Genomic DNA, 25,812 nt, shown 5'->3' with positions numbered 1-25,812 from the left:
GATGGCGCGCACACGCGACACCACCGTCCCCGAGGAGACGACGTCCCCCGAGCCCGAGTTCGAGCCCGGCGAGGGTGACGGCGGCATGTTCGGGGACGGGCCGCCCGCCCGCAAGGCGCAGAACTTCTGGCCCTCGGCCAAGCGCCTCTTCTCGCTGCTCGGCCCCGAGCGCGCCCGGATGGTCCTCGTGGTCGCCCTGGTCTCGCTGTCGGTCGTCCTCACCGTCATCGCGCCCAAGATCCTCGGGCAGGCGATGGACACGATCTTCAACGGCGTGATCGGCTCCCAGCTCCCCGCCGGCGTCCCGCTCGAGCAGATCATCGAGCAGCAGCGAGCCTCGGGCAACGGCACCTTCGCCGACATGCTGGCCAAGACCGACATCGTGCCCGGCGCGGGCATCGACTTCGTGGTCCTCGGCCGCCTGATCATCATCGTGCTGCTGATGTACGTCGTCGCGTCGGTGCTCATGTGGGCGCAGGGCTACATCCTCAACGGCCTCGTGATGCGGGTGGTCTTCGGCCTCCGCCAGGACATCGAGGCGAAGCTCAACCGCCTCCCGCTGCGCTTCTTCGACACCCGGCAGCGCGGCGACGTGATGTCGCGCGTCACGAACGACGTCGACAACATCCAGACGGCGCTGCAGCAGGCCTTCTCGCAGCTGGTGCAGTCGGTGCTCACCATCATCGGCATCGCCGCGATGATGTTCATCGTCTCGTGGCAGCTCGCGCTGATCGCGCTGATCTCGATCCCGCTCTCGGGCGTGATCGCGGGCGTGATCGGCGCCCGCTCCCAGAAGCTCTTCGCCGCCCAGTGGAAGAACACGGGCGCGCTCAACGGCCACATCGAGGAGACCTTCTCCGGGCTCGAGATCGTCCGCGCCTTCGGCCGCGACCGCGAGATGCTCGAGGAGTTCGACCGCCGCAACGACAGCCTCTACACCGCCTCGTTCGGCGCCCAGTTCGTCTCGGGCATGATCATGCCCGCGATGACCTTCGTCTCCTACCTCTCCTACGTGCTCATCGCCGTGGTCGGCGGCTTGCGGGTCGCCTCCGGTCAGCTGACGCTCGGCGACGCGACCGCGTTCATCCAGTACTCGCGCGAGTTCACCCAGCCGGTGACCCAGCTGGCGAGCATGGCGAACATGCTGCAGTCCGGCGTCGCCTCGGCCGAGCGCACGTTCGAGCTGCTCGACGCCGAGGAGCAGGAGCCGGAGACGGCGACCGCGTCGCTCCCGCAGCGCACCGACGGCCACGTGGAGTTCGAGGGCGTCTCGTTCTCGTACGACCCGGAGCAGCCGCTGATCGAGGACCTGACCTTCTCCGCGCAGCCCGGGCAGACGGTCGCCATCGTCGGTCCGACCGGGGCGGGGAAGACCACGCTGGTCAACCTGGTCATGCGCTTCTACGAGCTCACCGGAGGGCGCATCCTGCTCGACGGCGTCGACATCACGAGCCTCGCGCGCGGCGATCTGCGCTCGCGCGTGGGCATGGTGCTGCAGGACGCGTGGCTCTTCCAGGGCACCATCCGCGAGAACATCCGCTACGGGCGCCTGGACGCGACCGACGAGGAGATCGTCGACGCGGCGAAGGCCACCATGGTCGACCGCTTCGTGCGCCAGCTGCCCGACGGCTACGACACGGTGCTGGACGCCGACGGCGGCAGCGTCTCGGCGGGCGAGCGGCAGCTGATCACGATCGCGCGCGCGTTCCTCGCGAACCCGTCGCTGCTGATCCTCGACGAGGCCACCTCCTCGGTCGACACCCGCACGGAGCTGCTCGTGCAGCACGCGATGAACGCGCTCCGCACCGACCGGACCTCGTTCGTCATCGCGCACCGGCTCTCCACGATCCGCGACGCCGACACCATCCTGGTGATGGAGTCGGGCCGGATCGTCGAGCAGGGCGCGCACGAGGCGCTCCTGAAGCAGCGCGGTGCCTACTACGAGCTCTACATGACGCAGTTCCGCGGAGGAGGCGACGAGGCGGGCGAGCACGCCGCAGCGGGCGCGCTCCCGAGCGGGGGAGGGGTCTCCCCGTAGAGTAGGCGCGTGACCGACGCACGCCAGCAGCTCATCGAGTACATCGGCTCCGACGCCGTCTTCCACGGGGACTTCACCCTCACGAGCGGCAAGAAGGCGTCGTACTACGTCGACCTGCGCCGCGTGAGCCTCGACCACCGGGTCGCGCCGCTGATCGGGCAGGTCATGCTCGACCTCATCGCGCCCATCGAGCGCGTCGACGCCGTCGGCGGCCTCACCATGGGAGCCGACCCGATCGCCGCCGCGATCCTCCATCAGGGCGCCGCCCGCGGTCTCGCCTACGACGCGTTCGTCGTGCGCAAGGAGCCCAAGGACCACGGCCGCGGCCGGCAGGTCGAGGGCCCCGACCTCGAGGGCAAGCGCGTCGTCGTCGTCGAGGACACGTCCACCACCGGCGGCTCGCCGCTGAAGGCGATCGAGGCCCTGCTGAAGGTCGGCGCCGAGATCGCAGGAGTCGCCGTCGTCGTCGACCGCGCGACCGGTGCCCGCGAGATCATCGAGGACGCCGGCTACCCGTACTTCGCCGCGATCGGTCTGGCCGACCTCGGCCTGAGCTGATGGTCGACGAGGGGGGACGCGGCGGGGGCCCGGGAGGCGGCGAGCACCCGGAGCCGGAGCGCCGCGGGTCCGAGGGCCGCGAGCCCGAGCCTGCCGGATCGGAGGCCTCCGAGCCGGAGCGTGCCGAGCCGGAGCGTGCCGAGCCGGAGCGTGCCGAGCCGGAGCGTGCCGAGCCGGAGCGACCCGAGCCGGAGCGTCCCGTCGGCAGCAGCGAGTGGCTGCTCCAGCAGCTCAGCGGCGGCCGCCTGAAGAGCATCTTCGACTCGCCCCGCCCCGTCCCTCCCGTGGAGGAGTCGCGCGCGGAGCGGACGTCCGGTCCTGCTGAGTCCGCAGCCGACGAGGCCCACGCGTCAGCGGAGGAGCGGAGCGTTGCGAGCGAGTCGGCCTCCTCCGCCGACGCGGCCGGACCGTCGTCGAGCGACAGCGACAGCGACAGCAACTCCGACACTGCGCCGCGCCGTGCCCCTGCCGCTCCGGTCGGCCTGTGGCCGGGGGAGCCCGTGCTGAGCGCGACGCCCGCCGCCGAGGAGGCCGACGGCGACCTCCCGAAACCCGCGGACGACTCCGCTCGGGTGGAGGAGCAGGACGCCGACGCCGACCGCGGAACGGTCGCTGAGCCGGAGCGCTCCCCCGGCCACGACGGCGTCCCCGCCGAGGGACGGAGTTCTCGGGGCGACGACACGGGAGCCCGCGCCGTGGGAGCGCCCGAGACGGATGCCCGCGAGGCGAGTGCCCGCGAGACGGGTGCCGGGGGTACGACTGCCCGCGAGACGAGTGCCTCCGACGCGGACGTGTCCGACGAGGAAGACTCCGACGAGGACGCCTTCGACGCGTTCTTCGCCCCCCTCCGCGACGACGCGGACGGCTCCGGCTCCGACGCCTCCACCGATGCCGGCCGCACCGAGGTGCACCGCCGCGGGGCGGACTCCGTGCGCCCGGTCCTGCCGCACACCGACCCTCCCGCCGACCTGCCGACCGCCCCCGCCGGACTGCGCAGCGCGCACCGGCCGGACGACGAGCCCGATGCCGGATCCTCGGCCGACGTCGACCCGGCGGGCCGCTCCGGCGTCCCTTCCCCCGCCGACGGACGCCCGGTCGGCGCCACCCCGCCGACTCCGCGCGAGCCGACTCCGCCCGCCGTCTACGAGTGGCCCGACCCGCGAGGGGACTGGGACCAGCCGCCCGTGTGGGAGCAGGTCGTCGCTCCGAAGGACGAGCCCGACGAGGACGGCGGCGACGAGGAGCTGTGGCGCGAGACCGCCGGCGCCTACTCGTGGAACCTCGAGCCGGCCGCCGAGCCCGCCGACCGCGCCGAGCCCGCGCCCTTCCGCACCGCTCCCGCGGCCGCCCACGTCAACGCCGCTCCGCCGCGGAAGCGCCGCTCCGCCCGGTCCCGACCCGAGAGCCGCGAACGCGACTCGGCGCCCGCCGCAGCACCCGCGTGGCGCACGCTCAGCCGACGCCGGCTCCTGATCGGCCTGATCGCGGCGGGTGCGGTGATCCTCCTCGCCGGGCTCTTCGCGATCGGCATCGCCGTCGGGAGCGCCGGCGGCCGAGCAGAGCCGCAGGCCGCCCCGGTCGTCAGCGAGACGCCCACGGCGGAGCCGACCCCCTCGCCCACGCCGACCGCGACCCTCCCGACCGTCGGACCGCTGCCCGTCGGCACCTGGGCCTGGAGCGCGCTCCTCGGCGGCGAGTGCGTCGATCCCTTCGACTCCGTCTGGGCGGAGGAGTTCACCGTCGTGGACTGCGCGGCGGCTCACTCCGCCCAGCTCGTCGCCACGGCGGAGCTGACCGACGCGGCGTTCCCCGGCCAGGACGCTCTGGCCGTCACCGTCTCCTCGCTCTGCCAGGCGCAGGGCGTCGTGGACGTCGCGGCGGCCGAGACCTACGGCGACGTGCAGGTCGCCGGTGCGTTCCCCGTCACCCAGGAGCAGTGGGACGCGGGCGAGCGCAGCTACTACTGCTTCGTCGACCGGGCGGGCGGCGGCGAGCTGACCGGCTCCCTCGCCGGCACTCCCGCGGCCTGACGCGCGCCGTCCCTCAGGCTTCGGGGGACGCCGCCGGGCACCGGCCCGGTGCACCCGGCCGAGCCGCGGAGCGCCCAGTAGGATCGCTCGTCGTGCAGGAGAACGAGGCGACCCCCGCGACCGGACCCACCGCCTCCGTGGAGCTCACCACGAACGGCGTCGGCCCCTGGCAGGGCGAGCGGCCCGAGGACGACCGCCTCGACCCGGAGCTGCTGGAGCGCGGCGACGCGCGCAACGTGGTCGACCGCTTCCGCTACTGGCGGATGGACGCGATCGTCGCGGAGCTCGACCGCACGCGGCACCCGTTCCACGTCGCGATCGAGAACTGGCAGCACGACATGAACATCGGCTCGATCGTCCGCAGCGCGAACGCGTTCGGCGCGGAGGGCGTCCACATCGTCGGCCGGCGGCGGTGGAACAAGCGCGGCGCGATGGTCACCGACCGCTACCAGCACGTCCAGCACCACGAGACGGTGGCCGACCTCGTGCAGTGGGCCGCGGAGGCGGACGTGCCCCTCCTCGCCGTCGACAACGTCCCCGGCTGCGTTCCTCTCGAGACCTACCGGCTCCCCGAGCGCTGCCTCCTGTTGTTCGGGCAGGAGGGACCCGGCCTCTCGGAGGAGGCGATCGCCGCCTCGGAGGCCGTGCTCGAGATCTCGCAGTTCGGCTCGACCCGGTCGATCAACGCCTCGGCGGCGGCAGCCGTCGCGATGCACGCCTGGGTGCTGCAGCACGTCCGCTTCTGACCCCCGCGAGCCGCGGTGCCGTGTCAGGAACCGGCGCCCGGCCCGCTGCCGGGACTCAGACCGCTGAATCCGGCGGGAACTCCGACTCCAGCGGCTCCGACGACAGGAGCTCGTGCACCCCGCTCAGCACCTCGTCCGGGCGGAACGGATAGCGCTCGATCTCGGCCTCGTCGCTGATCCCCGTCAGCACCAGCACGGTGTGCAGGCCCGCCTCGATGCCCGCGACGATGTCGGTGTCCATCCGGTCGCCGATCATCCCGGTGTTCTCGCTGTGCGCGCCGATCTTGTTCATCGCCGAGCGGAACATCATCGGGTTCGGCTTGCCGACGACGTACGGATCCTTGCCCGTCGCCTTCGTGATGAGCGCCGCGATCGCCCCCGTCGCCGGGAGCACGCCCTCGGCACTCGGCCCCGTCGCATCGGGATTGGTGACGATGAAGCGCGCACCCGCGACGATCAGGCGGATCGCCTTCGTGATCGCCTCGAAGCTGTAATTGCGGGTCTCGCCCACGACCACGTAGTCCGGCGCCGTCTCCGTCATGATGAAGCCCGCCTCGTGCAGCGCGGTGGTGATCCCCGCCTCGCCGATCACGAACGCGCTCCCGCCCGGCTTCTGCGACGCGCAGAAGTCCGCCGTCGCCAGAGCGCTCGTCCAGATCCGCTCCTCCGGCACGTGCAGCCCCGACCCGCGCAGCCGCGCCGCCAGATCCCGCGGCGTGAAGATCGAGTTGTTCGTCAGCACCAGGAACGGGGTGCCCGAATCGGTCCACTCCTGGATCAGCTCGGGCGCGCCGGGGAGCGCCTTGTTCTCGTGCACCAGCACGCCGTCCATGTCCGTGAGCCAGGCCTCGACTTCACTGCGGTTCGTCGCCATGGGTCGATGCTATCGGCGGCACCCCCGCGCACGACGGCGACGACCGGCGAACCGCCCGGCTCCCTCCGCTGACGCCCCTGTGGAGGGACGACCGTCGTGCGCCGGACGGCCGGACCCCGGACCCGCACAGCCTCGAGCGGGATAGCCTGGGAGGCATGAGTGGCGAGAACCTGCTGGGCCCCGAACCGACCCTCCTCCCCGACGAGCCCGCGGTCACCGCGGCCCTCGCGAAGCACGCGAACCCGGGAGCCGTCGAATTCGCCGCCCTCGCCGCCGCCCACCCGCGCTCCCCGCTGGCCTGGGCACTCCTCGCCGACAGCGTCTGGGGCATCGACGCGGCCCTCCCCTCCTACGCCTACGCCCGCGTCGGCTACCACCGCGGCCTCGACCTCCTCCGCGGAGCCGGCTGGCGCGGCCAGGGCCCCATCCCCTGGCGCCACGGACCCAACCGCGGATTCCTGCTCTCCCTCTACGCCCTCCGCCGCGCCGCCGACTCCATCGGCGAGACCGAGGAGGTCACCCGCCTCACCCAGTTCCTCCAGCAGGCCGACCCGATCGCCATCGAGGAGATCGAGCGGTACCACGAGGACGCGTTACCCCCTACCGCCGCCATCATCATCCTCGGCAACGACTAGGCGGCGCCCGGGTGCGGTTCTGGCGGCGTTGTCGTCGGGCGCCGTAGCGCCGCTACGGCTTCCTCCTCCGCCTTGCCAGAACCGCACCCGGACGCCGCCTAGCCCTGTGCTGGTGGGGTGGGCGCCGTGCCTGCGGCACGAGCGCGGGGCGCCGTGCCTGCGGCACGAGCGGCCGCGGGGGGCTTGAGCGGGGGGCCGTGCCTACGGCACGCGCCTGCTCAGGGGAGTGCGGGGGCCGTGCCTGCGGCAGGATGGGGGGATGGACGGCGGGGCGGTGGAGCGGCTTCTCGAAGGGCTTCCGGGAGCGGAGGCGGGGTTCCCCTTCGGGGAGGGGATCCGGGTGTGGAAGGTCGCGGGGAAGGTGTTCGCGCTCGAGTCGGAGCGGTTCGGGCGGCCGGTCGTGAGCGTGAAGGCGCTGCCCGAGAACGTGGTGCACCTGGTCGCGGGGGTCGACGGGATCGAGCCCGGCTACCACCTGAACAAGAAGCACTGGGTCACCGTCGACGCCAGCGGGACCGTGGAGCCCGAGCTGGTGCTCGAGCTCATCGAGGAGTCGCACGCGATCGTGGTCGCGAACCTGCCGAAACGGCTCCGCCTCGCCCTCGACGGCACGGTGTCCGGATCGCTGAACGAGGACGTCTGACAGCGGCCGGGACGCGCAGGACCCGGACGCGCAGACCCCCGAACCGGCCGAGCCCGGACGCGCTGTGCCCGCGGCCCGACGGAGGGCCGGACGCCTGACGGTGCCCGCCTGCGCAGCGCCTGGACGCGTGGGTGCACAGGACCCGCGAAGGGGCGCCGACGCCTGACGGCGGCTGGACGCAGGACGCCCGGCGACGCACGGCGCCCGAGGCGTACGACGACCCCCGGCTGCACGGGATCCCCCGCCGCAGCAGGGGATCCCGGAACGTCTCGCGCGCGGAGCGGCTACAGGCCGTAGGAGCGGAGGTACGCGGCGGTGTCGTGCCAGCCCTCGACGGCGAAGCACTCGACGCCCATCGCCTTGACGGGGTAGTCGTTGCCGTCCGGGTCGAGGCGGTCGCCGACGAAGATCATGTCGTCGAGGGGGATGCCCGTGAGCTCGGTGAGCTTGTTCATCCCGTAGGCCTTGTCGATGCCCTTGCGGGTGATGTCGACCGACGTCGAGCCGCCGGAGCGGACCTCGAGGTCGGGGAGCACGGCCTGCACGGCCTCGCGGAGGGTGTTCTTCTTCTCGCCGTCCGGGTCCCAGGCCTGCTTGACCTCGACGGGCGCGGACTGGCCGAGGGCCGAGAAGGTGATCTGCGAGTCGCGGTCCTCGAGGATCGGGCCCCATGTCTCGGACTCCCAGTAGCCGAGCTCCTTCGCCTTCTCCTCGACGGCGGCGAGCGCGCGCGACTTCTCGTCCTCGGTGAGGTTCTCGGCGTAGATCTGCGCCCAGTCGCCGTTCTCGTACCGGTAGTACTGCGTGCCGCAGGTGGGCATGAGGTGCAGCTTCGCGAGCACCTCGGGGTCGGCGCCCTCGAGGCGGTCGAGCACCTGCATCCGGAACTGGCCGATCTGGCCGCCCGAGATGATGCACACCTCGGTGGCCTGGAGCAGCTTCACGAAGAGGTCGGCCATCGCCGGGTCGACGGGGGACTTCGAGGCGGCGAGGGTGTCGTCGAGGTCGAAGGCCATCAGGCGGGGCAGGGTGCTCATGGAACTCGTTTCACGGTCTGCGGACGGGGCGGTAACGAGGATACGGGGCGCCGCCGGAACGCGCGCGCGGTCGGCGCGAGCGGGCTCCGAGCGCAGACTGGGGGCATGACCGCCGCCACAGCGCCCGACGGAGGACGCCGCTCCGTTCCGCGCACTCTCGCCCGCATCCTCCTGGGCCTGGTGCTCGTCACGGCCGGCTCGGCGCACCTGACGGTCGCGCGTCAGGCCTTCCAGGCGCAGGTCCCGCCGTGGCTGCCGGCCGACCCGGACCTGGTGGTCGTCGCGTCGGGCGTCGTCGAGATCGCGCTCGGGCTGGCGCTCGTCGTGCTCGTGCGGTGGCGCGTGATCGTGGGAGTCGTGGTGGCCGCGTTCTTCGTCGCGGTCTTCCCGGGGAACATCTCGCAGCTGGTGACGCGGACGCCGGCGTTCGGCCTCGAGACGGACGCGGCGCGCGCGGTGCGGCTCGTCTTCCAGCCCCTGCTGGTGGTCTGGGCGCTCTGGTCGACCGGGGCGTTCTCGGCCTGGCGGGCCCGCCGGTCGCGACGCCGCGGGGACTGAGCCGCCGGTCCGCGGCCCGATCGTCCCGCGATCCTCCGGAACGGCGAACGGCGGCCGGCGGGAGACCCCGCCGACCGCCGCCCGTGCCCTGCTCGGCTAGGCCGCGAGGCGGCGTCGCGCGACGACCAGCGCGAGACCCGACAGCAGCAGCACGAGGGCTCCGCCGATCAGGCCGGCCGCGTCGGCGCCGGTGTTCGCGAGCGAGCCCGGGCCGGAGCCTCCCGCGACGGGGGCCGCCGTGGTGGTGGGATGCGGCGACGGAGCGGTGGTGGGCTGCTCCGTCGGGGCGCCGGGCTCGGTCGGCGCCGGGGTGACCGGGACCTCGGCGGCGGGCTCCGTCGTCAGCGACCAGTTGGGGTCGTAGAAGTCGGCCTGGTCGATCACGCCGCGGGCGGTCGACCAGTCGATGAGGAGCTGGCGGATCTCGAGACGCTCGTCGTAGACGAGCGGTGCCTGCGCGACGGCCGGGTAGGCGCCTCCGCCGCTCTGGCGGTAGTTGTTGACCGCCATCACGAAGCGCTCGTCGTCGGCGACCGGGGTCCCGTCGGCGTGGGCGAGACCGCGGATCCGCGAGCCGGCGGGCTGGGAGACGTCGATCACGTAGTCCAGGCCCGAGATCGCGTCGTAGTTGTAGTCCGGGATGCCGTCGGGTCGGTCCTCGGTCGTCGCGTTGGTGCCGGTCTCGGGGTCGAACACGGCGCCCTCGGCGGTCTGCACGAAGTAGCGGGCCGAGAACTCGAGGTAGTCGCGCACCTCGGCTCCGGTCAGCTCCACTCCGCGGAGGGTGTTCTCGTAGATGTACAGGCCCGCGATGTCGCGGATGCTGACCTGCCCCTTCGGGAAGACGGCGGTGCGCGAGAACGGCGACGCCTGCGAGATCACCGGCAGGTCGGCCCACTCGGTGCCCTCGAGAGCCGTCTCGACGGTCTCGGCCTGGACGGTGTTGATGAAGTCGATGATCGGGGTGTCCTCGTAGCGCGAGGTCGCGGCCGAGAGCTCCTCGACCGAGTCGGCGACGGGGGTGTTCACGTACTCGATCGTGGCGGCGTGCTGCTCGGTGAGGGCGTCGACCAGTGCGGGCGACTCCTCGGCGATGTCCTTCGCGTAGACGGGCTGCGTGACGGGTGCGTTCCCGGCCGACCAGTCGACCTCGAGGCCGCCCGCGGCGTCCGGCACCAGGTTCAGGGTGACCTCGGTGAGGCCCTGCGCCCAGAACTCGGGCTGGGTGACCAGCACCTGCTCGCCGGCGACGTTGGTGAACAGCGTCTGCGGCAGGTCCTTGTGGCTGTGGCCGGCGACGACCACGTCGATGCCGGGGACCTGCGTCGCGATGTTGTTGACGACGTCCTCGTTGAGGTCGGCGGCGTCGTACTCGGCGTCCGGCACCGTGCCCTGGCCGGTGTGCGCGAGGACGACGACCACGTCCGCCTGCTCCTGCACGATCGGGACCCACTGCTTCGCGGCGGCGACCATGTCCTGGAACTCGAGGACGCCGTCGACGTACTGCTTGTCCCAGACGCGGACGCCGGGCGTGACGAGGCCGAGGACGCCGACGGTGACCGTCTTCCCGTCGATCTCGCGCTCGATCAGCGTGTAGGGGTCGTGGTACGGCTTGCCCGTGGCGACGTCGACGACGTTCGCGCCCAGCAGCGGGGCGTTCAGATCGCCCTCGTACGCGCTGAGCATGTCGAGCCCGTAGTTGTACTCGTGGTTGCCGACGACCTGCGCGTCGTAGCCGATGGTGTTGAACGCGGTGGCCATCGGGTGCGTCGTCTCGCCGGAGAGGACGCCTGCGGCGCCGTCGCCGAGGCCGTAGTAGTAGGTGAGCGGCGTGCCCTGGATCGCGTCGCCGTTGTCCATGACGAGCACGGACTCCTCGCCCTTCTCGGCGCGGAGGCGGTCGACCTCGGTCGCGACGCGGGTGAGGCCGAGCGCACCGTCGGCCGGGTACGGCGCGTTCGCGAAGTAGTCCCAGTCGTAGACGTGCCCGTGCGTGTCGGTCGTCGACACCAGGGTGAGCTCGACGCCGTCGTCGAGAGGGGCGGCCGAGGCGATCGGAGCGGCGGTGGCGGCTCCGAGTGCAACGACGGCGAGGAGGCTTGCGGCGCGGAGTCTGCGCATCGTGGTCCTGTTCGCGTGATGAGTGGAGTGTGAACGTCCTCGAATCTATGCGCCGCGTGTGAACTGCGCATGACGGGATCGAGAGCATTGCTCGGCGATGCGTCCGCGGTGCCGGCCCGGAGCCGGGGGAGTCCGCGGGGCCGACCCCGAGCGCTGGAGCCGTCCTCCGGCCCCTCCGCTAGAATCGAGCGGCTGGTCGCGCGGAGGCGGCACGACTGCCGCGCCGCACCCGCCCACCCCCGCCCCTCCCGTCGAGAAGGACACGCCATGCCAGCAATCGTCATCACCGGCGCCCAGTGGGGCGACGAGGGCAAGGGACGCGCCACCGACCTCCTCGGCAGCCGCGTCGACTACGTCGTGAAGTTCAACGGGGGCAACAACGCCGGGCACACCGTCGTCGTGGGCGACGAGAAGTACGCCCTGCACCTGCTCCCCTCCGGCATCCTCACCCCGGGCGTCGTCCCGGTCATCGCGAACGGCGTCGTCGTCGACATCGAGGTGCTGTTCCACGAGCTCGAGGCGCTGAGCGCGCGCGGGGTCGACGTGTCGAAGCTGCTCGTCAGCGCCAACGCGCACGTCATCACCAGCTACCACCGCACCCTCGACAAGGTGACGGAGCGCTTCCTCGGCAAGCGCCAGATCGGCACCACCGGCCGCGGCATCGGCCCGGCGTACGCCGACAAGATCAACCGCGTCGGCATCCGCATCCAGGACCTCTTCGACGAGAACATCCTCCGCCAGAAGGTCGAGGGCGCCCTCGACCAGAAGAACCACCTGCTGGTGAAGGTCTACAACCGCCGCGCGATCCTGGTCGAGCAGGTGCTGGAGGATCTGCTGCAGTACACCGAGCGCCTGCGCCCGATGGTCGCCGACACGTCGCTCGTCCTCTCGCAGGCGCTCGACGCCGGCAAAACGGTGCTGTTCGAGGCCGGCCAGGCCACGATGCTCGACGTCGACCACGGCACCTACCCGTTCGTCACCTCCTCCAACGCGACCTCGGGAGGAGCGGCCACCGGCTCCGGAGTCGCGCCGAACCGCATCGACCGCGTCATCGCGGTCATCAAGGCGTACACGACCCGTGTCGGCGCCGGCCCGTTCCCGACCGAGCTCTTCGACGAGTGGGGCGAGTACCTCCGCCGGCAGGGCTTCGAGTTCGGCACCACGACCGGCCGCCCGCGCCGCTGCGGCTGGTACGACGCCCCGATCGCCCGCTACTCGGCGCGGATCAACGGGGTCACCGACTTCGTCCTCACCAAGCTCGACGTGCTCTCGGGCCTCGAGACCATCCCCGTCTGCGTCGCCTACGACGTCGACGGCGTGCGCCACGACGAGGTCCCGGTCTCGCAGAGCGACTTCCACCACGCGAAGCCGATCTACGAGGAGTTCCCCGGCTGGCAGGAGGACATCTCCGGCTGCCGCGAGTTCTCGGACCTGCCGCAGACCGCGCAGGACTACGTGCGCGCGCTCGAGGCGATGAGCGGCGCCCGGTTCTCGGCGATCGGCGTCGGCCCGGAGCGCGAGCAGGTCGTCGTGCTGCACGACCTGCTCGACTAGAAGCGGCGAGGAGCCGGGCCGGGCAGCCCTCTCGGAGGCGGCCCACGTGTTCACAACGGAGCAAGAACATCGGGGACCTCGCGGAGTGACGCGGATCCCGGGCCCTCTCGACGAATCCTTCCTCCGGTGTGGACACGACCGCCGCCGAGCGCGCCGGATAATCGGCGCATGCAGATCTACGCCGACCTCCCGGCCGTCCGCGCGCGGCAGATCCTGGCCGACGCCCTCGCTCTCGGCGTGGCCGTCGTGGCGATCGCCGCGGGGATCGCGGTCGGCTCGCTGATCGCCGGCCTGGCCGAGATCGGCCGGCGGCTCGAGAGCGCCGGCAGCGGCTTCGGCTCGACCATGAGCGACGCCGGGACCACCCTCGGCGGCATCCCCCTGCTCGGCGACGCCGTGCGCGCGCCGTTCGACGAGGCGAGCGGGGCCGGCTCCGTGCTCGCCGCCGCCGGACGCGACCATCAGCAGCTCGCGAGCGCCCTTGCCGTGGTCGCCGGGCTCGCCGTCGGGGGCCTCCCGCTCCTGCTCCTGGCCGTGCTCTGGCTCCGGCCCCGGCTCCGCTTCGCCCGCCGGACCGCCGAGCTGCGCGCCCTCGGCTCGACCGGCGGCGGAACCGAGCTGCTGGCCCTGCGCGCGCTCACCCAGGCGTCCCCCCGCGACATCCTCGCCGCGCACCCGGAGGCCGCCGCGGGCTGGAGGACCGGCGACCCCGCCGTCACCGCCGCGCTGGCGGCCCTCGCCCTCCGCCGGGCGGGACTCCGGCCCCGCTGACCCCGCAGGACCATCGCGGGTCCGCCGGAGGGATGACGCCGCGAGCCACTGCGGACGACGCCGGCGACACGGGTGCCTCCGTAGCGTCGAGGACATGCAGAACCAGACCTCCTCCGTCGTGGCGCGCGTCGAGGGCGTGCGCAAGCTCTACGGCAGCACGCCGCCCGTCGTCGCCCTCGACGACGTCACGCTCTCGATCGAGCGGGGCGAGTTCACCGCGGTGATGGGCCCCAGCGGATCCGGCAAGTCGACGCTCATGCACGTCCTCGCCGGCCTCGACACCGCCTCCTCCGGCCGCGTGTTCCTCGGGGACGCCGAGATCACCTCGATGAGCGACGCCGAGCTGACCGTGCTCCGCCGCCGCAGCGTCGGCTTCGTCTTCCAGGCCTTCAACCTCGTCCCCACGCTCGACGTGCGCGGAAACATCCGCCTCCCGTTCGAGCTCGACGGCCGCTCCGTGACCGGCGACGAGGAGCAGTGGATCGCCCGGCTGATCGAGTCCCTCGGGCTCCGCGAGCGCCTCACGCACCGGCCCCACGAGCTCTCGGGCGGGCAGCAGCAGCGCGTGGCGATCGCCCGCGCCCTCGCCACCCGGCCGCAGCTGATCTTCGCCGACGAGCCCACCGGCAACCTGGACTCGCGCACCGGCCGCGAGGTCCTCAGCCTGCTCCGGGCCTCCACCCGCGAGTACGGCCAGTCGATCGCGATGGTCACCCACGACCCGATCGCGGCGGCCTACGCCGACCGCATCGTCTTCCTCCGCGACGGAGCCGTCGTCGACGACCGCCGCGGGATGAGCGCCGAGGAGATCTCGCGCGCGATGCTCACGATGGAGGGCGCGGCGTGAGCGGCGTGCGCACGGGCTCGAGCCAGGGCGGGGGCGCCATCGTCACCGTCGCCGCGCTCGCCGCGGCGTTCGGCGCCGTGCTGGTGCAGGTCATCGCCGACATGGTCGCGGCCTTCGCGGCAGCGGGGATCGACGGCATCGGCCAGGTCGCACTCATGCTCGGGATGGTCGGCGCCGTCTTCTTCGGCATCGCGGTGTTCGTGGGCGGGATCGTCACGGCCAACGCCGTCTCGACCGTCATCGCCGGGCGCACCCGCGAGATCGCCCTGCTGCGCCTGCTCGGCGCCTCCGGCCGGTCGCTGCGCAGGGGGATCGTCCGCACGGGCCTCCTGCAGGGGCTCCTCGGAGCGGCGATCGGCCTGGTCGCCGGCGTCGCTCTCGTGGCGCTCGCCGCGGAGCTCGCCATCCGGAGCGGCACCCTGCCCCGCTTCGACTACCCGCTCGTCTCGCCCGGCCTCGTGCTGCCGCTGATCGCCGTGGTCGCCTCGACGGTCATCGCCTCGTGGTCCGGATCGCGCCGCGTGCTCGCGGTCGCGCCGTCGCAGGCCGCCGGATCCTCCGCCGAGCCCCGCTACGAGGAGCTGCGCGGCCGCACCGCCCGCAACGTCACGGCGATCGTCTTCGTCGTGATCGGCGCGCTGCTGCTCGCCGCCGGCGTGGTCCTCGGGCTCGCCAACCCCGGCGGCGTCCTGCTCGGGCTCGTCGGAGGCATGGCGTCCTTCACCGGCGTGATCCTCGGGGCGCCCGTCCTGCTCCCTCCGCTCACGGCCCTCGTGGGCCGCGCCTTCGGCCGGGGCCCCGTCGCCCGACTGGCGTCCGCCAACGCCGTCCGCAATCCGGCGCGCAGCGCCCGCGCCGTCATCGGACTGGTCATCGGAGTGTCGCTGGTCACGATGTTCGCGGTCGCCGCCGCCACCTTCGGCACGATCATGGAGCGCTCGGGCGAGACGAATCCCGAGGTGATCGCGGCGTTCGAGCAGTTCATCCAGGTGAGCACCGCGGTGATGAGCGTCCTGCTCGGCTTCTCGGTCGTCCTGGCCGCCGTCGGCATGGTCAACACGCTGTCGCTCAGCGTGCTGCAGCGCCGGCGCGAGCTGGGCCTGCTCCGCGCGCTCGGCTTCACCGGCTCGCAGGTGCGGTCGATGGTGGTGCTCGAGGCGGCGCAGATGATCATCGCTGCCGCGGTGCTCGGCATCGTGCTCGGGATCGTCTACGGCTGGTGCGGCGCGATCTCGGTGTTCGGCTCGCTGCCGGGCATCGGACTGATCCCGCCGACCGTCCCGGTGCCGATCCTGGTGGCGGTGCTCGTGGTGGGCGTCGTGATCACGGTCGTCTCGGCCGTGCTGCCCGCCCGCCGCGCCACGAAGGTGTCGCCGGTCGCCGCTCTCGCCGTGGCCTGAGGACCGGCACCACGTAGAACCCGCGGCCCGAGGATCGGCGCCCCCACCACGGAGGACCCGGTGCCCCGAAGGGCCGGCGCCGCGCAGAACTCGCAGCCGGAGGGCCGGCGCCCTCACACCACCGAGAACCCCGCGGCGAGGGGCTCCCGCCCGCTCAGCGCGAGCAGGAGCTCCTCGCCGCGTCCGGCTCGAGCGGCCAGCCCGCCGGTCAGCGCGCAGCACGCCTCGACGGCCTCGGCGGGCAGCACGTGCGGGATCCCGGTGGCCCGCGAGAGGTCGAGCGTGTGCACGACCAGCTCGAGCAGCCGGGTCCGGAGGTACTCGTCCAGCTCGATCGCGTGGCCGCCCACGGCGACGAGGCGGCCGGGACGCTGGGCGGCGACCAGCTCGACCGCGCGGCCCGCCGCCTCCGCCAGCGCCTGAGCCGGCCTGTCGCCGAGCAGCAGCCCCGCCTCGACCCCGCGCCGCGCCACCGCCGCGGGGTCGGCGACGTTCCCGGCCAGCGCGGCGTAGTAGTCGAGCGCGTCCTCGATGGTCGGCTCGGGCGGCTCCGGAGCGAGGAGGTACGCCTCGACCGTCAGCACCGCTCGCGACGCGTGGCCCGCGAGGCCGCGGACGTCCCAGACGCCGAGCCCCGGCTGCTCCCACTGGTCCTCCCGCACCTGCGCGAGCAGGCCGATGAGGGCGGCGGCGGCGGACTCGAACAGCGCGGCGGTGCTCATGGAGCCATGCTGGCACGGTGCCCCACACTGATCGCATGAGCAGTCCCCGCCGCCCCGGTCCCGTCACGCTCGTCGGCCGCTCGATCGTCCTCGAGCCGCTCGCCGCCGAGCACGTCGAGCCGCTCGGGCGGGCGATCGGGCGTCCGGAGGTGTTCGCCGGCGGCTACGGAGGAGGACCCGCCGGCCTCCCCGGCACCCCGGAGGAGTTCCGCGCCTTCGTCGACCGCTACTACCCCTGGGGCACGGGCCTGCCGTTCGCTGTGCTGCAGGAGGGGCGCGTCGTCGGCACGACCTCGCTGGCCGACTTCGACGAGACGCGCGAGGCGGCCCACCTCGGCTGGACGGCCTACGCGCCCGAGACGTGGGGCACCGTCGTGAACCCGGAGGCGAAGCGGCTGGTGCTCGGGCTCGCCTTCGACAGCGGCTACGAGCGGGTGAAGCTCCAGGCGGATGCGGTGAACGCGCGCTCGCGGGCCGCGATCCTCCGCCTCGGCGCCGTGTTCGAGGGGGTGCTCCGCCACGACCAGCGCCGGGCCGACGGCTCGTGGCGCGACACGGCCGTCCACTCGATCCTCGCGGCCGAGTGGCCGGCCGTCCGCGACGCGCTCGACCGCCGGATCGACGCGGCGCTAGCGCTCCCCGCCTCGACCGCGCAACCGCTGACCGGTCGGCCGCCCGAGGAGTAGGAATAAGGCATGGAACGCATCCACTACGCCGGCAGCTCCGTGCTGACGGGTACCGCCATCGCGCGGTCGCTGCTGGCCTACGCGGAGGCGCTGGCGCTCACCAAGGGGTCGATCACGGTCGACATCCCGATCCGCCAGGAGTCCGGCCGGCCCGGACGGGCGGCGCTGCTGATCGGACCGGCGAGCCAGCTGTTCTCGGAGTCCGAGGACGACGGAGCCGAGGAGCTGCTCGACGAGGAGCTCGTCGAGCGCTTCACCCGCGAGACGGCCCGCCTGGGCGTCTCGCACCCCGTGGCCGAGGAGGACGGCGACGCCGGGCCCCTCTCCGCCGTCGACACCGAGATCCCGCACTTCCACGGCGAGGACGACTCCTGGTGAGCATCCGGGGCGCCGGTAGGATCGACACTCACGACTCCGCCCGATCCTTCGCGGACGGGCGACTTCCCGAACGGAGAACCGCCTGATGGGGCGACTGATCTACGACTCGACCCTCGAGGCCGACTTCGACGACCGTCTGCTGGCGCACCTGCAGATCGTGATCGGCTCGAAGCTCGCGCGCAACGAGTCCTTCTACTTCTCGTGGAAGGACTCGCAGGCGGTCGGCGACGGACGCACCTCGATCTGGCTGCACCCCGCCATCCCGTTGCGCTTCAAGTACCACGGCGGCCGTGCCCCGAACATCAACCCGGACTGGATCCGACAGCTGCTCGCCGACTCGCACACGGCGCACGGGCTGCGGATCAGCGAGGAGCCCCACGGGACCGCCCGTCAGAGCGAGGAGAGCATGCTGTGAAGCGCGTCGAGATCATCTACGGCGGAGCGCCGTTCAGCCTGAGCGAGACGTCGGCCGCGGAGGTGCGCGAGAGCATCGACCGCGCCCTGGACGGCTCCGCGTCGCGCTGGATCACGGTGAACCAGGGCGAGGGCGAGCCCCGCGAGACCTCGATCCTGATCACGCCGGGAGTGGCGTTCTCGGTCGCCGACGTCGCGCACTGAGGTCGACGCCGCGGTCACGGTGATCGCCGCCGCTCACGCCGCCGGCTCGGTCCGGGGCGCTCGCACCGCCGGCCCGCCTCGGAACGACTGCCGTCCCCAGCGCACCCGCCCCGCTCAGCCCGCCAGCACGCGCGGGAACTCCCCCGGGATCTCGCTCGCGAGGTACCCGGCCGGGCCGATCCGTGCGGAGAGGCGCGTGTCCGCCTCCGTGTGCAGGAACGCGCCCCACGCGGCCGCGCCCATCGGATCGACGCCGCGCCCGCGCAGGCCCGCCGTCGCTCCGGCGAGCACGTCGCCGCTGCCCGCGGTGGCCAGCCCGGGGTGCTCGCCCTCGATCCGCACCGCGTCGCCGTCGGGCGAGGCGATCGTGTTGAACAGGCTCACCACCGCGCCGTAGCGCTCGGCGACAGCGAGGGCGGCCCGCTCGACGTCGTCGACCTCCTCGCCGAGGAGGCGGGACGCCTCCTCCGAGTTCGGGGTCAGCAGGAGCCGGCCCGCGAGCCTCCACGCGAGACGGCGCTGCCCGGGCAGGACCCCGAGCGGGAAGGCGTCGAGGTGCACGGCCGGCACGTCGTCGAGGAGCGGAGCGAGGGCACGGAGGGTCGCGGCGGTCGCGCGCGGGTCGTCCAGGCCGGGTCCGATCAGGGCGACGTCGGCGGAGGAGAGCTCGCCGGCCAGGACGTCGAGCCCGCGGCCCGAGACGGAGCCGGTGCGTGTCTCCGCGAGCGGGACCACTCCGCACTCCGGCAGCGCGACCGCGGTGGCCGACGCGACCGACTCGGCGACGCAGAGCGTGATGCGACCCGCGCCGGTCCGCAGCGCGGCGATCCCCGCGAGGATCGCGGCGCCGGGCGTCTTGCGGGCGCCGCCGACGACGACCACGTCGCCGCGGGAGTGCTTCGAGCCTCCAGGCTCCGGGAGGGGCCAGCGCTGCTCGAGCAGGGCGCGGGAGACGAGGTCACTCATGAGGGTCTCCTTCTCCGGCCGCGCGGTCGTCGTGCCGGGTGACGGGGGCGCCGGAGCGCTCGAGGTGGGACGTGCGGTTGAAGAGCTCGAGGCGCCACGCATCGCCGTCGCGGACGAGACGGGTGACGGAGCCGTTGGCGACGGGCGTCGAGGCGCCGATGTCGAGCAGCTCGTGCTCGGAGAGGCCCTCGAGGACGTAGCGGAGGACGAGGACGACCGCGTCGTGGCAGAAGAGGATCGCCGGCCCGGGAGGCGCGGCGACGGCGAGGTGGTCGACGAAGGCGCGGACGCGGAGCGCGAGGTCCGTCCAGGCCTCTCCTCCCGGCGGCCGGTAGTAGAACTTGCCGAGCCACTCGCGCCGCGCCGCCTCCTCGGGCATCCGGGCCCGCACGCCGGCGGAGGTGAGGCGGTCGGTGACGCCGAGGTCGCGGTCGCGCAGGCGCTCGTCGGGGCGCAGCCGCAGGTCGATGCCGGCCTCGCCGAGGGCGAGACGCGCGGTCGCGGAGGCGCGGCGGTAGGGCGACGTCCAGGCGGAGGCGGGCCGCGCCTCCTCGGCCAGCCAGCGGCCGAGCGCGCGGGCCTGCTCCTCGCCGGCGGGGGACAGCTCGACGTCGGGGTCGCGGCGGTCGACGGCGATCTCGTGCGCCCCCGAGGCCTCGGCGGCGCTCGCCGCGATGTTGGCGAGGCTCTCGCCGTGGCGGACGAGGAGGAGCTCGGTCGGGCCGGTGGAGGAGGCGGGCATGGCTCCACGCTCCGCCTCGCGGGCCGGAGGCGCCAGGGGGTTCCGCCGCGGCGACGCGGGTTGCTACGGAGTCGTCAGGGGTTCCGCCGTCGTCAGGGCGCCTCTCCGTCGGCGCGCTCCTCCGCCGAGACCGCCGTGAAGACCGCGGTGAGCGTCTCGGGGTCGCTCAGGATGCGGAAGTGCCCGCCGGTCTCGATCCGGACGTTGACCGCGCCCTCGAGCATGCTGCCCTCGGGGATGTGCGGATCGAAGAGGCCGAACACGGAGGTGATCCGCGCATTCGCTCCGGAGCGGCTCGACAGCAGCAGGGTCGTGGCGTCGCGCGGCGAGAAGGCGCGCAGGCTCCGGAGGACCAGGTAGGGCGCGTAGCGGGAGCCGCCGAACGGGGTCGCCACGGCGACCATCCGGTCGACCCGGCCGTCCGGGTCGAGCTCGGTCATCACGTACTTGCCGATCAGCCCGCCCTTGCTGTGGGCGACGATCACCACGTCGCGGAGCCCGTGCTCGGCGAGGTAGGCGGCCACGTCCTCCGCGGTCCGGGCGACCGGGCGGCCGTTGCGGCCGAGGCTCGTCAGCACGTGGAGAGGGTGCCCGCGCTCGTGCAGCGGATCGATGATCGGGCGGAGGAAGGACCAGGTCTCCCAGATCCCCGGGAGGACCACGACGGGACGCCGGTCGCCGTCGAGGTAGTCGTCCGGGGCGCGGCGCGAGAGGACGCCGCGTACCTGCCAGGCGACGGCGTAGGCGTAGTCGCGGATCCACCAGACGGCGTCGCGCACCAGGCGCCGGAGCCGGCTCATGCGGCGGGCTCCGACCGGAGGGGCAGCGGGGCGGCGGGCCTCTCGCCGAGCGCAGCGGCGAAGCGGAGGATCTCGCGGGCGAGCGCTCCGGGCTCGGTGCGGGGGACGACGTGGCGCGAGCCGGCGAACTCGACGAGCCGCCCCTCGCGCGCGCGGGCCGTGAGCCGCTCGCACCAGTCCCGGGTGGCGATCGGATCGTCGCGGCCGCGGGCGACGAGGACCGGCACCTCCAGCTCGGCGACGCGCACCTGGACCGGATGCCGCAGCATCTCGGGCAGCTGGCGCAGGTACCAGCGCAGGCCGCCGCGCAGGTAGTCGGCCAGCAGGATCGCGTCGACGCCCACCGGCTCGCCGAGGCAGTCCCGCAGCAGCGCGAGCCCCTGGCGGACCGCTCCGGGCCGCTGCGGATCCACCACCGGCCCGATGAGTACCGCGCCGTCGACCAGGCCGGGCGCGCGCAGCCCCAGCTCGACCGCCACCTGCGACCCCATCGAGTGCCCGACGACGACCGCGCGCGAGACGCCCAGTCCGCGGAGGACCTGCTCGACCTGCCGCGCGTGGTCCTCGAGGCCGATCCTCCGCCGCGGTCGCGCGTTCGCGCCGAAGCCGGCGAGGTCGACGCCGATCACCCGGCCGTACCGCTTCAGGCGGGCGGCGAGCGGCGAGAAGGTGTGGTGCGACATCCCGATCCCGTGGATCAGGACGAACACCGCGCCCGCTCCGGCCGGACCGGTGTCGACCGTCCGCAGCGTGACGCCCTCGACCTCGTGTCGCACGGGGAGGACGCGGCGGGGCGGTGTCGGCAGCATCGTCCCAGGCTAGGGATCGGCGGCCGGCCGCGCGGGGGGATGCGCCCGCTCCCGCCGTGGTCTAGGCCGCATCCACCCTGGGGAGGAGCATTCACCCCGCCGGCCGCCGGCGGTCCCCGCCGAGCGTCCCGTCGTGCCCGCTGTCAAGCGGCTCCTCCGCGGCGGCGCCCCTGCCTAGCCTCGGAGGAGGGGGCCGGCGTGCGCCGCTCCCGGAGGGATGACGCCATGCGGATCGCGATCGTCGGGGCGACCGGCAACCTGGGGACGGCCCTGCTGCGGCGCCTGCACGGCGAGGCCGGGGTGGAGGAGATCGTGGGCATCGCCCGCCGGGCCCCTCGGCTCCGCTCGGAGGAGTACCGCGACGTGCGCTGGGTCGAGATCGACCTCGCGTCGAGCGTCGCCCCGCGGCGGCTCCGCGAGGCCTTCGCCGGCGTCGACGCCGTCGTCCACCTCGCCTGGGCGCTGCAGCCCAGCCACGACGAGCCGTTCCAGCGGCTGGTCGACGTCGGAGGCACCGCGGCCGTGCTCGAGGCGGTCGCCGCCGCGGGAGTCGGCCAGGTCGCCGTCGCCTCGTCCGTGGGCGCCTACAGCGCGGCGCCGAAGTCGATCCGGGTCACCGAGGACTGGCCCACGGGCGGCCTGCACACCTCGACCTACAGCCGCCACAAGGCCGCGAACGAGCGGCAGCTCGACGCCTTCGAGGAGCGGCACCCCGAGATCGTCGTCACACGCCTGCGCCCGGGGCTCGTCTTCCAGCGCGGAGCGGCGACGGAGATCGCCGGGCTCTTCGCCGGTCCCCACTACCCGACGCGGTGGCTGAAGGCGGTCCGGATCCCGGTCCTGCCGCTGCCGCGGAGCATCGTCTTCCAGGGCGTGCACGCCGACGACGTGGCCGACGCCTTCTGGCGCGCGCTCGACCGGCGCGCCGGCGGGGCCTTCAACATCGCGGCCGAGCCGGTCCTCACTCCGGAGCGGCTGGCGCACGCCTTCGGCGCCCGCCTGGTCACGGTGCCGTTCGGGCTGCTCCGCTCCGTCGTCACCGCGACCTGGCACCTGCGCCTGCAGCGCACCGACGCGGGCTGGCTCGACATCGCGGGCAACGTCCCGGTGATGTCGACCGAGCGCGCCCGCGCCGAGCTCGGCTGGGCGCCGACCCGCACGGCCGAGGAGGCGCTCGCCGAGCTCGTGGCCGGCCTGGCCGACCGCTCGACCGTCCCGGGCTCGCCCCCGCTCCGGGGCTGATCCGGCCAGGAGTCGATCAGAGGCGAGCCCTCGCGGTCAGTCGGCGACGCGGATGAGCACCTTTCCCGTCGCGCCCTGCTCGACCGCGTCGTGGGCGGCCGCGGTCTCCTCGAGCGGGAACCAGGTCAGCGGGAGGCCCGCCTCCTCGCCCACCGGGAGCGCGCCGTCGGCGAGCGCCGCGGTGATGTCCTCGGCCGCGGCCTGCAGCGCCTCCTCGCCCACCGTGTAGAGCAGCAGGCCCTGCCACCGGGCGTTCTTCGCGAAGCTCGCGACGATCGGCACGGTGAACTCGTCGCCGTTGTTGTTCGCGTAGTACCCGATGCTGCCGTGGTTGGCGAGCACCTCGACGTCGAGCGCGGCGTTCTGAGCCGGTGCGACCTCGACCACGTGCTGGACGCCCTCGGGGGCGAGCTCGCGGATCCGGTCGGCGAGGGCGTCGTCCGGGTACTGCAGCACGTGCTGCGCACCGGCCGCACGGGCGAGCCGCTCCTTGGAGTCGCTGCTCACCGTCGCGATGACGGTCGCCCCGGCCCAGACCGCGAGCTGGATCGCGGCGTGCCCGACGGCTCCGGCGCCGCCCTGGACCAGGACGGTGCGGCCGGCGAGGGCGCCGGGGGCGAGGCGGGAGGGGCCGTGCTCGTGCACGGTGAGGGCGCGGTGGGCGGTCATCGCGGGGACGCCGAGGCTCGCGGCGACGTCGGTGCCGACGCCCTCGGGCAGGCGCACGACGTGCTCGGCGGCGAGCACCGCCGACTCCTGCGCGGTGCCGGTGGGGCGGCGGTGCGCGGAGAGGTACATCCAGACCCGGTCGCCGACGGCCAGGCCCTCGACGCCCTCGCCGACCGCCTCGACGACACCGGCGCCGTCCTGGTTCGGCACGACCTCGTCGAACGCGAGGTCGCCGTCGGCGCGCGCTTTCCAGTCGGTCGGATTCACGCCCGACGCCAGGACGCGGACGCGGACCTCGCCGGCGCCCGGCGCCCGCTCCTCCCGGTCGACGAGGGAGAGGACGGAGGAGTCACCGGTGCGGGAGTAGACGATCGAACGCATACGGAGGGCAAGGAGCGCGGGCGGCGGTGTATTCCCGGCGGCACGACGAAGGGCGGCGGGCCCGGAGGCCCACCGCCCTGTCAGCGCCGACGGATCAGTGCTGCACGTCCTCCTGGACGGCGTGCTTGGCCTCGCGGGCCGAGTCCTTCACGTCGTCGGTGGCGGAGGTGCCCGCCTCCTTGACGTTCTGCGCGGCGTCGGTCGCAGTCTCCTTGACGGAGGCGAAGGCCTGCTGCGCGGGCTCGCGGAGCTCGCTCGCCGCCTCCTTGGCCGCGTCGGTCACCTTGTCGACGACCGGCTGGGCCTGCTCCTTGACGCGGCTCGCCGCCTCCTTCTCCTTGCTGGAGGCGGGGATGAGCGAGGCGACGAGGAGTCCGGCGCCGAGGGCGATGAGCCCCACGGCGAACGGGTTGCCCTCGGCCTTGGCCTTCGCCGAGCCCGCACCGCTCGAGAGCGAGTCGGAGGCGTCGTGCGCCGAGCCCATCACCCGGTCGCGGACGGAGCCCACGGCCGACTTGACCTTGTCGGTCTGACGCTGCGCGATGGCGGACGGGCTGACCTTCTCGGCCAGCGCGTCGACGTCTCCGCCGAGCTCGAGGCGCGTGCGCTCGATGTCCGCCCGGATCTCCTCGGGTGTCTTGTTCTGTCCTGCGTCGTACGTCATCGTCCTGCCCCGTTCGGCTTGAGGGTGTCGGGAATCTTCTTGAGGGAGTCGACCGTCTCGGGAGCGCCGTCGACCTGCTTCAGGCTCTTGCGGCCCACCGCGTAGAGGATCGCGGCCACGATCGCCCAGATGACGGCCACGACCACTCCGGACCAGCCGTTGCCGATCAGAGTGCCCAGGCCCCACCAGAGGGCGATCGAGAGGAAGAGCACGGCCATCAGCGCGGCGTAGCCCGCCCCGCCGAGGAGGCCCGCTCCCTTGCCCGCCTTGCCGGCGGACTCCTTGAGCTCGGCCTTCGCGAGGGCCATCTCCTGGCGGATCAGCGTGGAGAGGTCGCGCGAGACCTCGCCGAGCAGATCGCCCAGCGACGTCGACCCGGCCCGCTGGTCGGGCGTCTCCGTCGAGCGGTGGACGCCCGTCGGGTCGGTCACAGCCGGCCGCCGTTCGGGAAGCCGCCGTCGAGCGGGTCGGCGACGGGCTCGGTCGGCGCGTAGTCGCGCTCGAGGGAGCTCGAGCCGACGGTGCCGTAGGCGGACGCGACGGGCGCGTCGTACGCGGAGGCGTCGGAGTGCGCGGTGGTCGAGGCGGGGGCGTCGAACTCGGGCCCGTCGGTGCGGGTGCTCGTCGCCTCCTTCTCGTCCTTCGCCTCGGCGGTCAGGGCGCGGATGAGGCGCCCGCCGACGAGTCCCGTCGCCGCGGCGATGAGGATGAAGGCACCCGGGCGGCGGCGAGCGAACGCGCGGACGTCGTCGAGGAGCTCGGACGGGTCGCGGTTCTCGAGCCACGAGGCCACACCCTGCACGCGGGTGGCCGCCTGGGAGACGAGCTTCGCCGCGGCGTTGTCACTGCCGCCCTCGCCGTTGGCCAGCGCGGTCAGGTCGTCACTGAAGGCGCGGGCGCCCTTGGCGGCGTTCTCCTTCTGGGCGTGGGCCTGCTCGGTGAGCTGGGTGCGGCTCTGGTCGTAGAGGTCCTTGACCTGGACTTTGGCCTCCTGGACCACGTTGGCGGCCTCGTCCTTGCCGGTCGAGAGCACTTCGCTCGCGGCCTGCTTGGCGTCGCCGGCGACGGCGCCGGCCTGGTCCTTGGCGGTGCCCGCGGCGGCGCTCGCCTTCTCCTTCGCGGAGTCGGCCGTGCTGCCCGAGGAGGAGCCGGAGGAGGTGTCCGTGGAGGCGACGTGCGCCCCGCTGTCGATGGGGGTCTCGGTCGCGCCGAAGTTCGCGGCGCCGTCTCCGAACGGAGGTGAAGCGGGATCGATGTTCGACATCGTCTGTCCCTTCCAGGATCGAGTGGGGAATGAATGCGTGCCGGCGTCGCCAGTCTGTT

The 25,812-nt window shown here is 73.5% G+C and carries 28 protein-coding genes; 16 read left to right on the top strand and 12 right to left on the bottom strand.

The features are described 5' to 3' along the window. Position 1 precedes the first annotated feature (1 nt). The 4 genes from C5C25_RS11540 to C5C25_RS11525 all read left to right on the top strand — a co-directional run bounded on the left by C5C25_RS11540 (position 2) and on the right by C5C25_RS11525 (position 5,372). Positions 2 to 2,038 (top strand): ABC transporter ATP-binding protein, encoded by a 2,037-nt coding sequence (locus tag C5C25_RS11540; protein ID WP_104250682.1) that lies wholly within the window; start codon positions 2 to 4, stop codon positions 2,036 to 2,038. Positions 2,039 to 2,047: 9 nt separating this feature from the next. After that, entirely contained in the window at positions 2,048 to 2,596 is a 549-nt protein-coding gene (gene pyrE / locus C5C25_RS11535) for an orotate phosphoribosyltransferase (RefSeq protein WP_104222804.1), read from the top strand. Continuing rightward, positions 2,596 to 4,626 (top strand): septum formation family protein, encoded by a 2,031-nt coding sequence (locus C5C25_RS16955; RefSeq protein ID WP_104250681.1) that lies wholly within the window; start codon positions 2,596 to 2,598, stop codon positions 4,624 to 4,626. The genes pyrE and C5C25_RS16955 overlap by 1 nt, the downstream gene beginning before the upstream one ends. 92 nt (positions 4,627 to 4,718) lie before the next feature. Then, positions 4,719 to 5,372: a TrmH family RNA methyltransferase gene (locus C5C25_RS11525; protein WP_104250680.1), complete on the top strand. Its 654-nt coding sequence runs from the start codon at positions 4,719 to 4,721 to the stop codon at positions 5,370 to 5,372. 55 nt (positions 5,373 to 5,427) lie between these two features. Here C5C25_RS11525 and C5C25_RS11520 read toward each other — a convergent pair whose 3' ends face one another. Beyond that, on the bottom strand, positions 5,428 to 6,246 hold the full coding sequence (locus C5C25_RS11520) for an HAD-IIA family hydrolase (RefSeq protein ID WP_104225721.1): 819 nt from the start codon (positions 6,244 to 6,246) through the stop codon (positions 5,428 to 5,430). Positions 6,247 to 6,401: 155 nt separating this feature from the next. On the opposite strand from C5C25_RS11520, the gene C5C25_RS11515 reads away from it, so the two are divergent. Beyond that, positions 6,402 to 6,881 carry a DUF3151 domain-containing protein gene (locus tag C5C25_RS11515; RefSeq protein ID WP_104234388.1) on the top strand — a complete coding sequence of 160 codons (480 nt, stop codon included), beginning with the start codon at positions 6,402 to 6,404 and terminating at the stop codon, positions 6,879 to 6,881. 259 nt (positions 6,882 to 7,140) lie between these two features. Further along, complete coding sequence (locus tag C5C25_RS11510; protein WP_104250679.1) at positions 7,141 to 7,524, top strand: MmcQ/YjbR family DNA-binding protein; 384 nt, start codon at positions 7,141 to 7,143, stop codon at positions 7,522 to 7,524. Between the two features lie 284 nt (positions 7,525 to 7,808). On the opposite strand, the gene C5C25_RS11505 is transcribed toward C5C25_RS11510, so the two are convergent. Next, the gene (locus tag C5C25_RS11505) at positions 7,809 to 8,561 is read right to left on the bottom strand and encodes an HAD-IIB family hydrolase (RefSeq protein WP_104222786.1); all 753 of its coding nucleotides are present in this window, start codon (positions 8,559 to 8,561) and stop codon (positions 7,809 to 7,811) included. A gap of 105 nt (positions 8,562 to 8,666) precedes the next feature. On the opposite strand from C5C25_RS11505, the gene C5C25_RS11500 reads away from it, so the two are divergent. Beyond that, positions 8,667 to 9,119, top strand: a complete 453-nt coding sequence (locus C5C25_RS11500) for a DoxX family membrane protein (RefSeq protein ID WP_104250678.1) — start codon at positions 8,667 to 8,669, stop codon at positions 9,117 to 9,119. Between the two features lie 96 nt (positions 9,120 to 9,215). Here C5C25_RS11500 and C5C25_RS11495 read toward each other — a convergent pair whose 3' ends face one another. Continuing rightward, the gene (locus C5C25_RS11495; RefSeq protein WP_104250677.1) at positions 9,216 to 11,240 is read right to left on the bottom strand and encodes a bifunctional UDP-sugar hydrolase/5'-nucleotidase; all 2,025 of its coding nucleotides are present in this window, start codon (positions 11,238 to 11,240) and stop codon (positions 9,216 to 9,218) included. 267 nt (positions 11,241 to 11,507) lie between these two features. On the opposite strand from C5C25_RS11495, the gene C5C25_RS11490 reads away from it, so the two are divergent. The 4 genes from C5C25_RS11490 to C5C25_RS11475 all read left to right on the top strand — a co-directional run bounded on the left by C5C25_RS11490 (position 11,508) and on the right by C5C25_RS11475 (position 15,812). Next, the gene (locus C5C25_RS11490) at positions 11,508 to 12,794 is read left to right on the top strand and encodes an adenylosuccinate synthase (RefSeq protein ID WP_104250676.1); all 1,287 of its coding nucleotides are present in this window, start codon (positions 11,508 to 11,510) and stop codon (positions 12,792 to 12,794) included. 168 nt (positions 12,795 to 12,962) lie between these two features. Then, positions 12,963 to 13,565 carry a hypothetical protein gene (locus C5C25_RS11485; RefSeq protein WP_104250675.1) on the top strand — a complete coding sequence of 201 codons (603 nt, stop codon included), beginning with the start codon at positions 12,963 to 12,965 and terminating at the stop codon, positions 13,563 to 13,565. 94 nt (positions 13,566 to 13,659) lie between these two features. After that, complete coding sequence (locus tag C5C25_RS11480; RefSeq protein ID WP_104222781.1) at positions 13,660 to 14,412, top strand: ABC transporter ATP-binding protein; 753 nt, start codon at positions 13,660 to 13,662, stop codon at positions 14,410 to 14,412. After that, the gene (locus tag C5C25_RS11475) at positions 14,409 to 15,812 is read left to right on the top strand and encodes an ABC transporter permease (protein WP_258069400.1); all 1,404 of its coding nucleotides are present in this window, start codon (positions 14,409 to 14,411) and stop codon (positions 15,810 to 15,812) included. The genes C5C25_RS11480 and C5C25_RS11475 overlap by 4 nt, the downstream gene beginning before the upstream one ends. A gap of 113 nt (positions 15,813 to 15,925) precedes the next feature. On the opposite strand, the gene C5C25_RS11470 is transcribed toward C5C25_RS11475, so the two are convergent. Beyond that, positions 15,926 to 16,534 (bottom strand): maleylpyruvate isomerase N-terminal domain-containing protein, encoded by a 609-nt coding sequence (locus tag C5C25_RS11470; RefSeq protein WP_104250674.1) that lies wholly within the window; start codon positions 16,532 to 16,534, stop codon positions 15,926 to 15,928. A gap of 35 nt (positions 16,535 to 16,569) precedes the next feature. On the opposite strand from C5C25_RS11470, the gene C5C25_RS11465 reads away from it, so the two are divergent. From C5C25_RS11465 to C5C25_RS11450, 4 genes are all read left to right on the top strand, one after another. Continuing rightward, positions 16,570 to 17,220 carry a GNAT family N-acetyltransferase gene (locus C5C25_RS11465; protein WP_104250673.1) on the top strand — a complete coding sequence of 217 codons (651 nt, stop codon included), beginning with the start codon at positions 16,570 to 16,572 and terminating at the stop codon, positions 17,218 to 17,220. Positions 17,221 to 17,229: 9 nt separating this feature from the next. Next, positions 17,230 to 17,598, top strand: coding sequence for a hypothetical protein (locus C5C25_RS11460; RefSeq protein ID WP_104250672.1), 369 nt, complete (start codon positions 17,230 to 17,232; stop codon positions 17,596 to 17,598). 85 nt (positions 17,599 to 17,683) lie between these two features. Then, on the top strand, positions 17,684 to 18,013 hold the full coding sequence (locus C5C25_RS11455) for an ATP-dependent DNA ligase (RefSeq protein WP_104222776.1): 330 nt from the start codon (positions 17,684 to 17,686) through the stop codon (positions 18,011 to 18,013). Further along, a complete protein-coding gene (locus tag C5C25_RS11450; protein ID WP_104222775.1) occupies positions 18,010 to 18,216 on the top strand; it encodes a hypothetical protein in 207 nt (68 codons plus the stop codon). Before C5C25_RS11455 ends, C5C25_RS11450 begins: the two co-directional genes overlap by 4 nt. 114 nt (positions 18,217 to 18,330) lie before the next feature. On the opposite strand, the gene C5C25_RS11445 is transcribed toward C5C25_RS11450, so the two are convergent. The 4 genes from C5C25_RS11445 to C5C25_RS11430 form a co-directional block, all read right to left on the bottom strand. Then, complete coding sequence (locus C5C25_RS11445) at positions 18,331 to 19,182, bottom strand: NAD(P)H-hydrate dehydratase (protein WP_104250671.1); 852 nt, start codon at positions 19,180 to 19,182, stop codon at positions 18,331 to 18,333. Continuing rightward, positions 19,175 to 19,924: a histidine phosphatase family protein gene (locus tag C5C25_RS11440; RefSeq protein ID WP_104250670.1), complete on the bottom strand. Its 750-nt coding sequence runs from the start codon at positions 19,922 to 19,924 to the stop codon at positions 19,175 to 19,177. The genes C5C25_RS11445 and C5C25_RS11440 overlap by 8 nt, the downstream gene beginning before the upstream one ends. Before the next feature lie 92 nt (positions 19,925 to 20,016). After that, complete coding sequence (locus tag C5C25_RS11435) at positions 20,017 to 20,724, bottom strand: triacylglycerol lipase (RefSeq protein ID WP_104250669.1); 708 nt, start codon at positions 20,722 to 20,724, stop codon at positions 20,017 to 20,019. Beyond that, complete coding sequence (locus C5C25_RS11430; protein ID WP_104250668.1) at positions 20,721 to 21,533, bottom strand: alpha/beta fold hydrolase; 813 nt, start codon at positions 21,531 to 21,533, stop codon at positions 20,721 to 20,723. The genes C5C25_RS11435 and C5C25_RS11430 overlap by 4 nt, the downstream gene beginning before the upstream one ends. Positions 21,534 to 21,758: 225 nt before the next feature. Between C5C25_RS11430 and C5C25_RS11425 the strand changes: the two genes are divergently transcribed. Continuing rightward, positions 21,759 to 22,775: an NAD-dependent epimerase/dehydratase family protein gene (locus C5C25_RS11425; protein WP_104222770.1), complete on the top strand. Its 1,017-nt coding sequence runs from the start codon at positions 21,759 to 21,761 to the stop codon at positions 22,773 to 22,775. Positions 22,776 to 22,811: 36 nt separating this feature from the next. On the opposite strand, the gene C5C25_RS11420 is transcribed toward C5C25_RS11425, so the two are convergent. From C5C25_RS11420 to C5C25_RS11405, 4 genes are all read right to left on the bottom strand, one after another. After that, positions 22,812 to 23,825: an NADPH:quinone reductase gene (locus C5C25_RS11420; RefSeq protein ID WP_104250667.1), complete on the bottom strand. Its 1,014-nt coding sequence runs from the start codon at positions 23,823 to 23,825 to the stop codon at positions 22,812 to 22,814. Positions 23,826 to 23,919: 94 nt separating this feature from the next. Then, positions 23,920 to 24,489 carry a DUF3618 domain-containing protein gene (locus C5C25_RS11415; RefSeq protein WP_104222768.1) on the bottom strand — a complete coding sequence of 190 codons (570 nt, stop codon included), beginning with the start codon at positions 24,487 to 24,489 and terminating at the stop codon, positions 23,920 to 23,922. Then, on the bottom strand, positions 24,486 to 24,920 hold the full coding sequence (locus C5C25_RS11410) for a phage holin family protein (RefSeq protein ID WP_104222767.1): 435 nt from the start codon (positions 24,918 to 24,920) through the stop codon (positions 24,486 to 24,488). Before C5C25_RS11410 ends, C5C25_RS11415 begins: the two co-directional genes overlap by 4 nt. Then, the gene (locus tag C5C25_RS11405) at positions 24,917 to 25,753 is read right to left on the bottom strand and encodes a hypothetical protein (protein WP_104250666.1); all 837 of its coding nucleotides are present in this window, start codon (positions 25,751 to 25,753) and stop codon (positions 24,917 to 24,919) included. Before C5C25_RS11405 ends, C5C25_RS11410 begins: the two co-directional genes overlap by 4 nt. Positions 25,754 to 25,812: the final 59 nt, after the last annotated feature.

Origin of the sequence: Rathayibacter sp. AY2B9 (assembly GCF_002931595.1) — a bacterium.
GTDB lineage: Bacteria > Actinomycetota > Actinomycetes > Actinomycetales > Microbacteriaceae > Rathayibacter.
The sequence above is the reverse complement of the archived record's forward strand: the minus strand, read 5'-3'. Positions and strand labels throughout refer to the sequence as shown.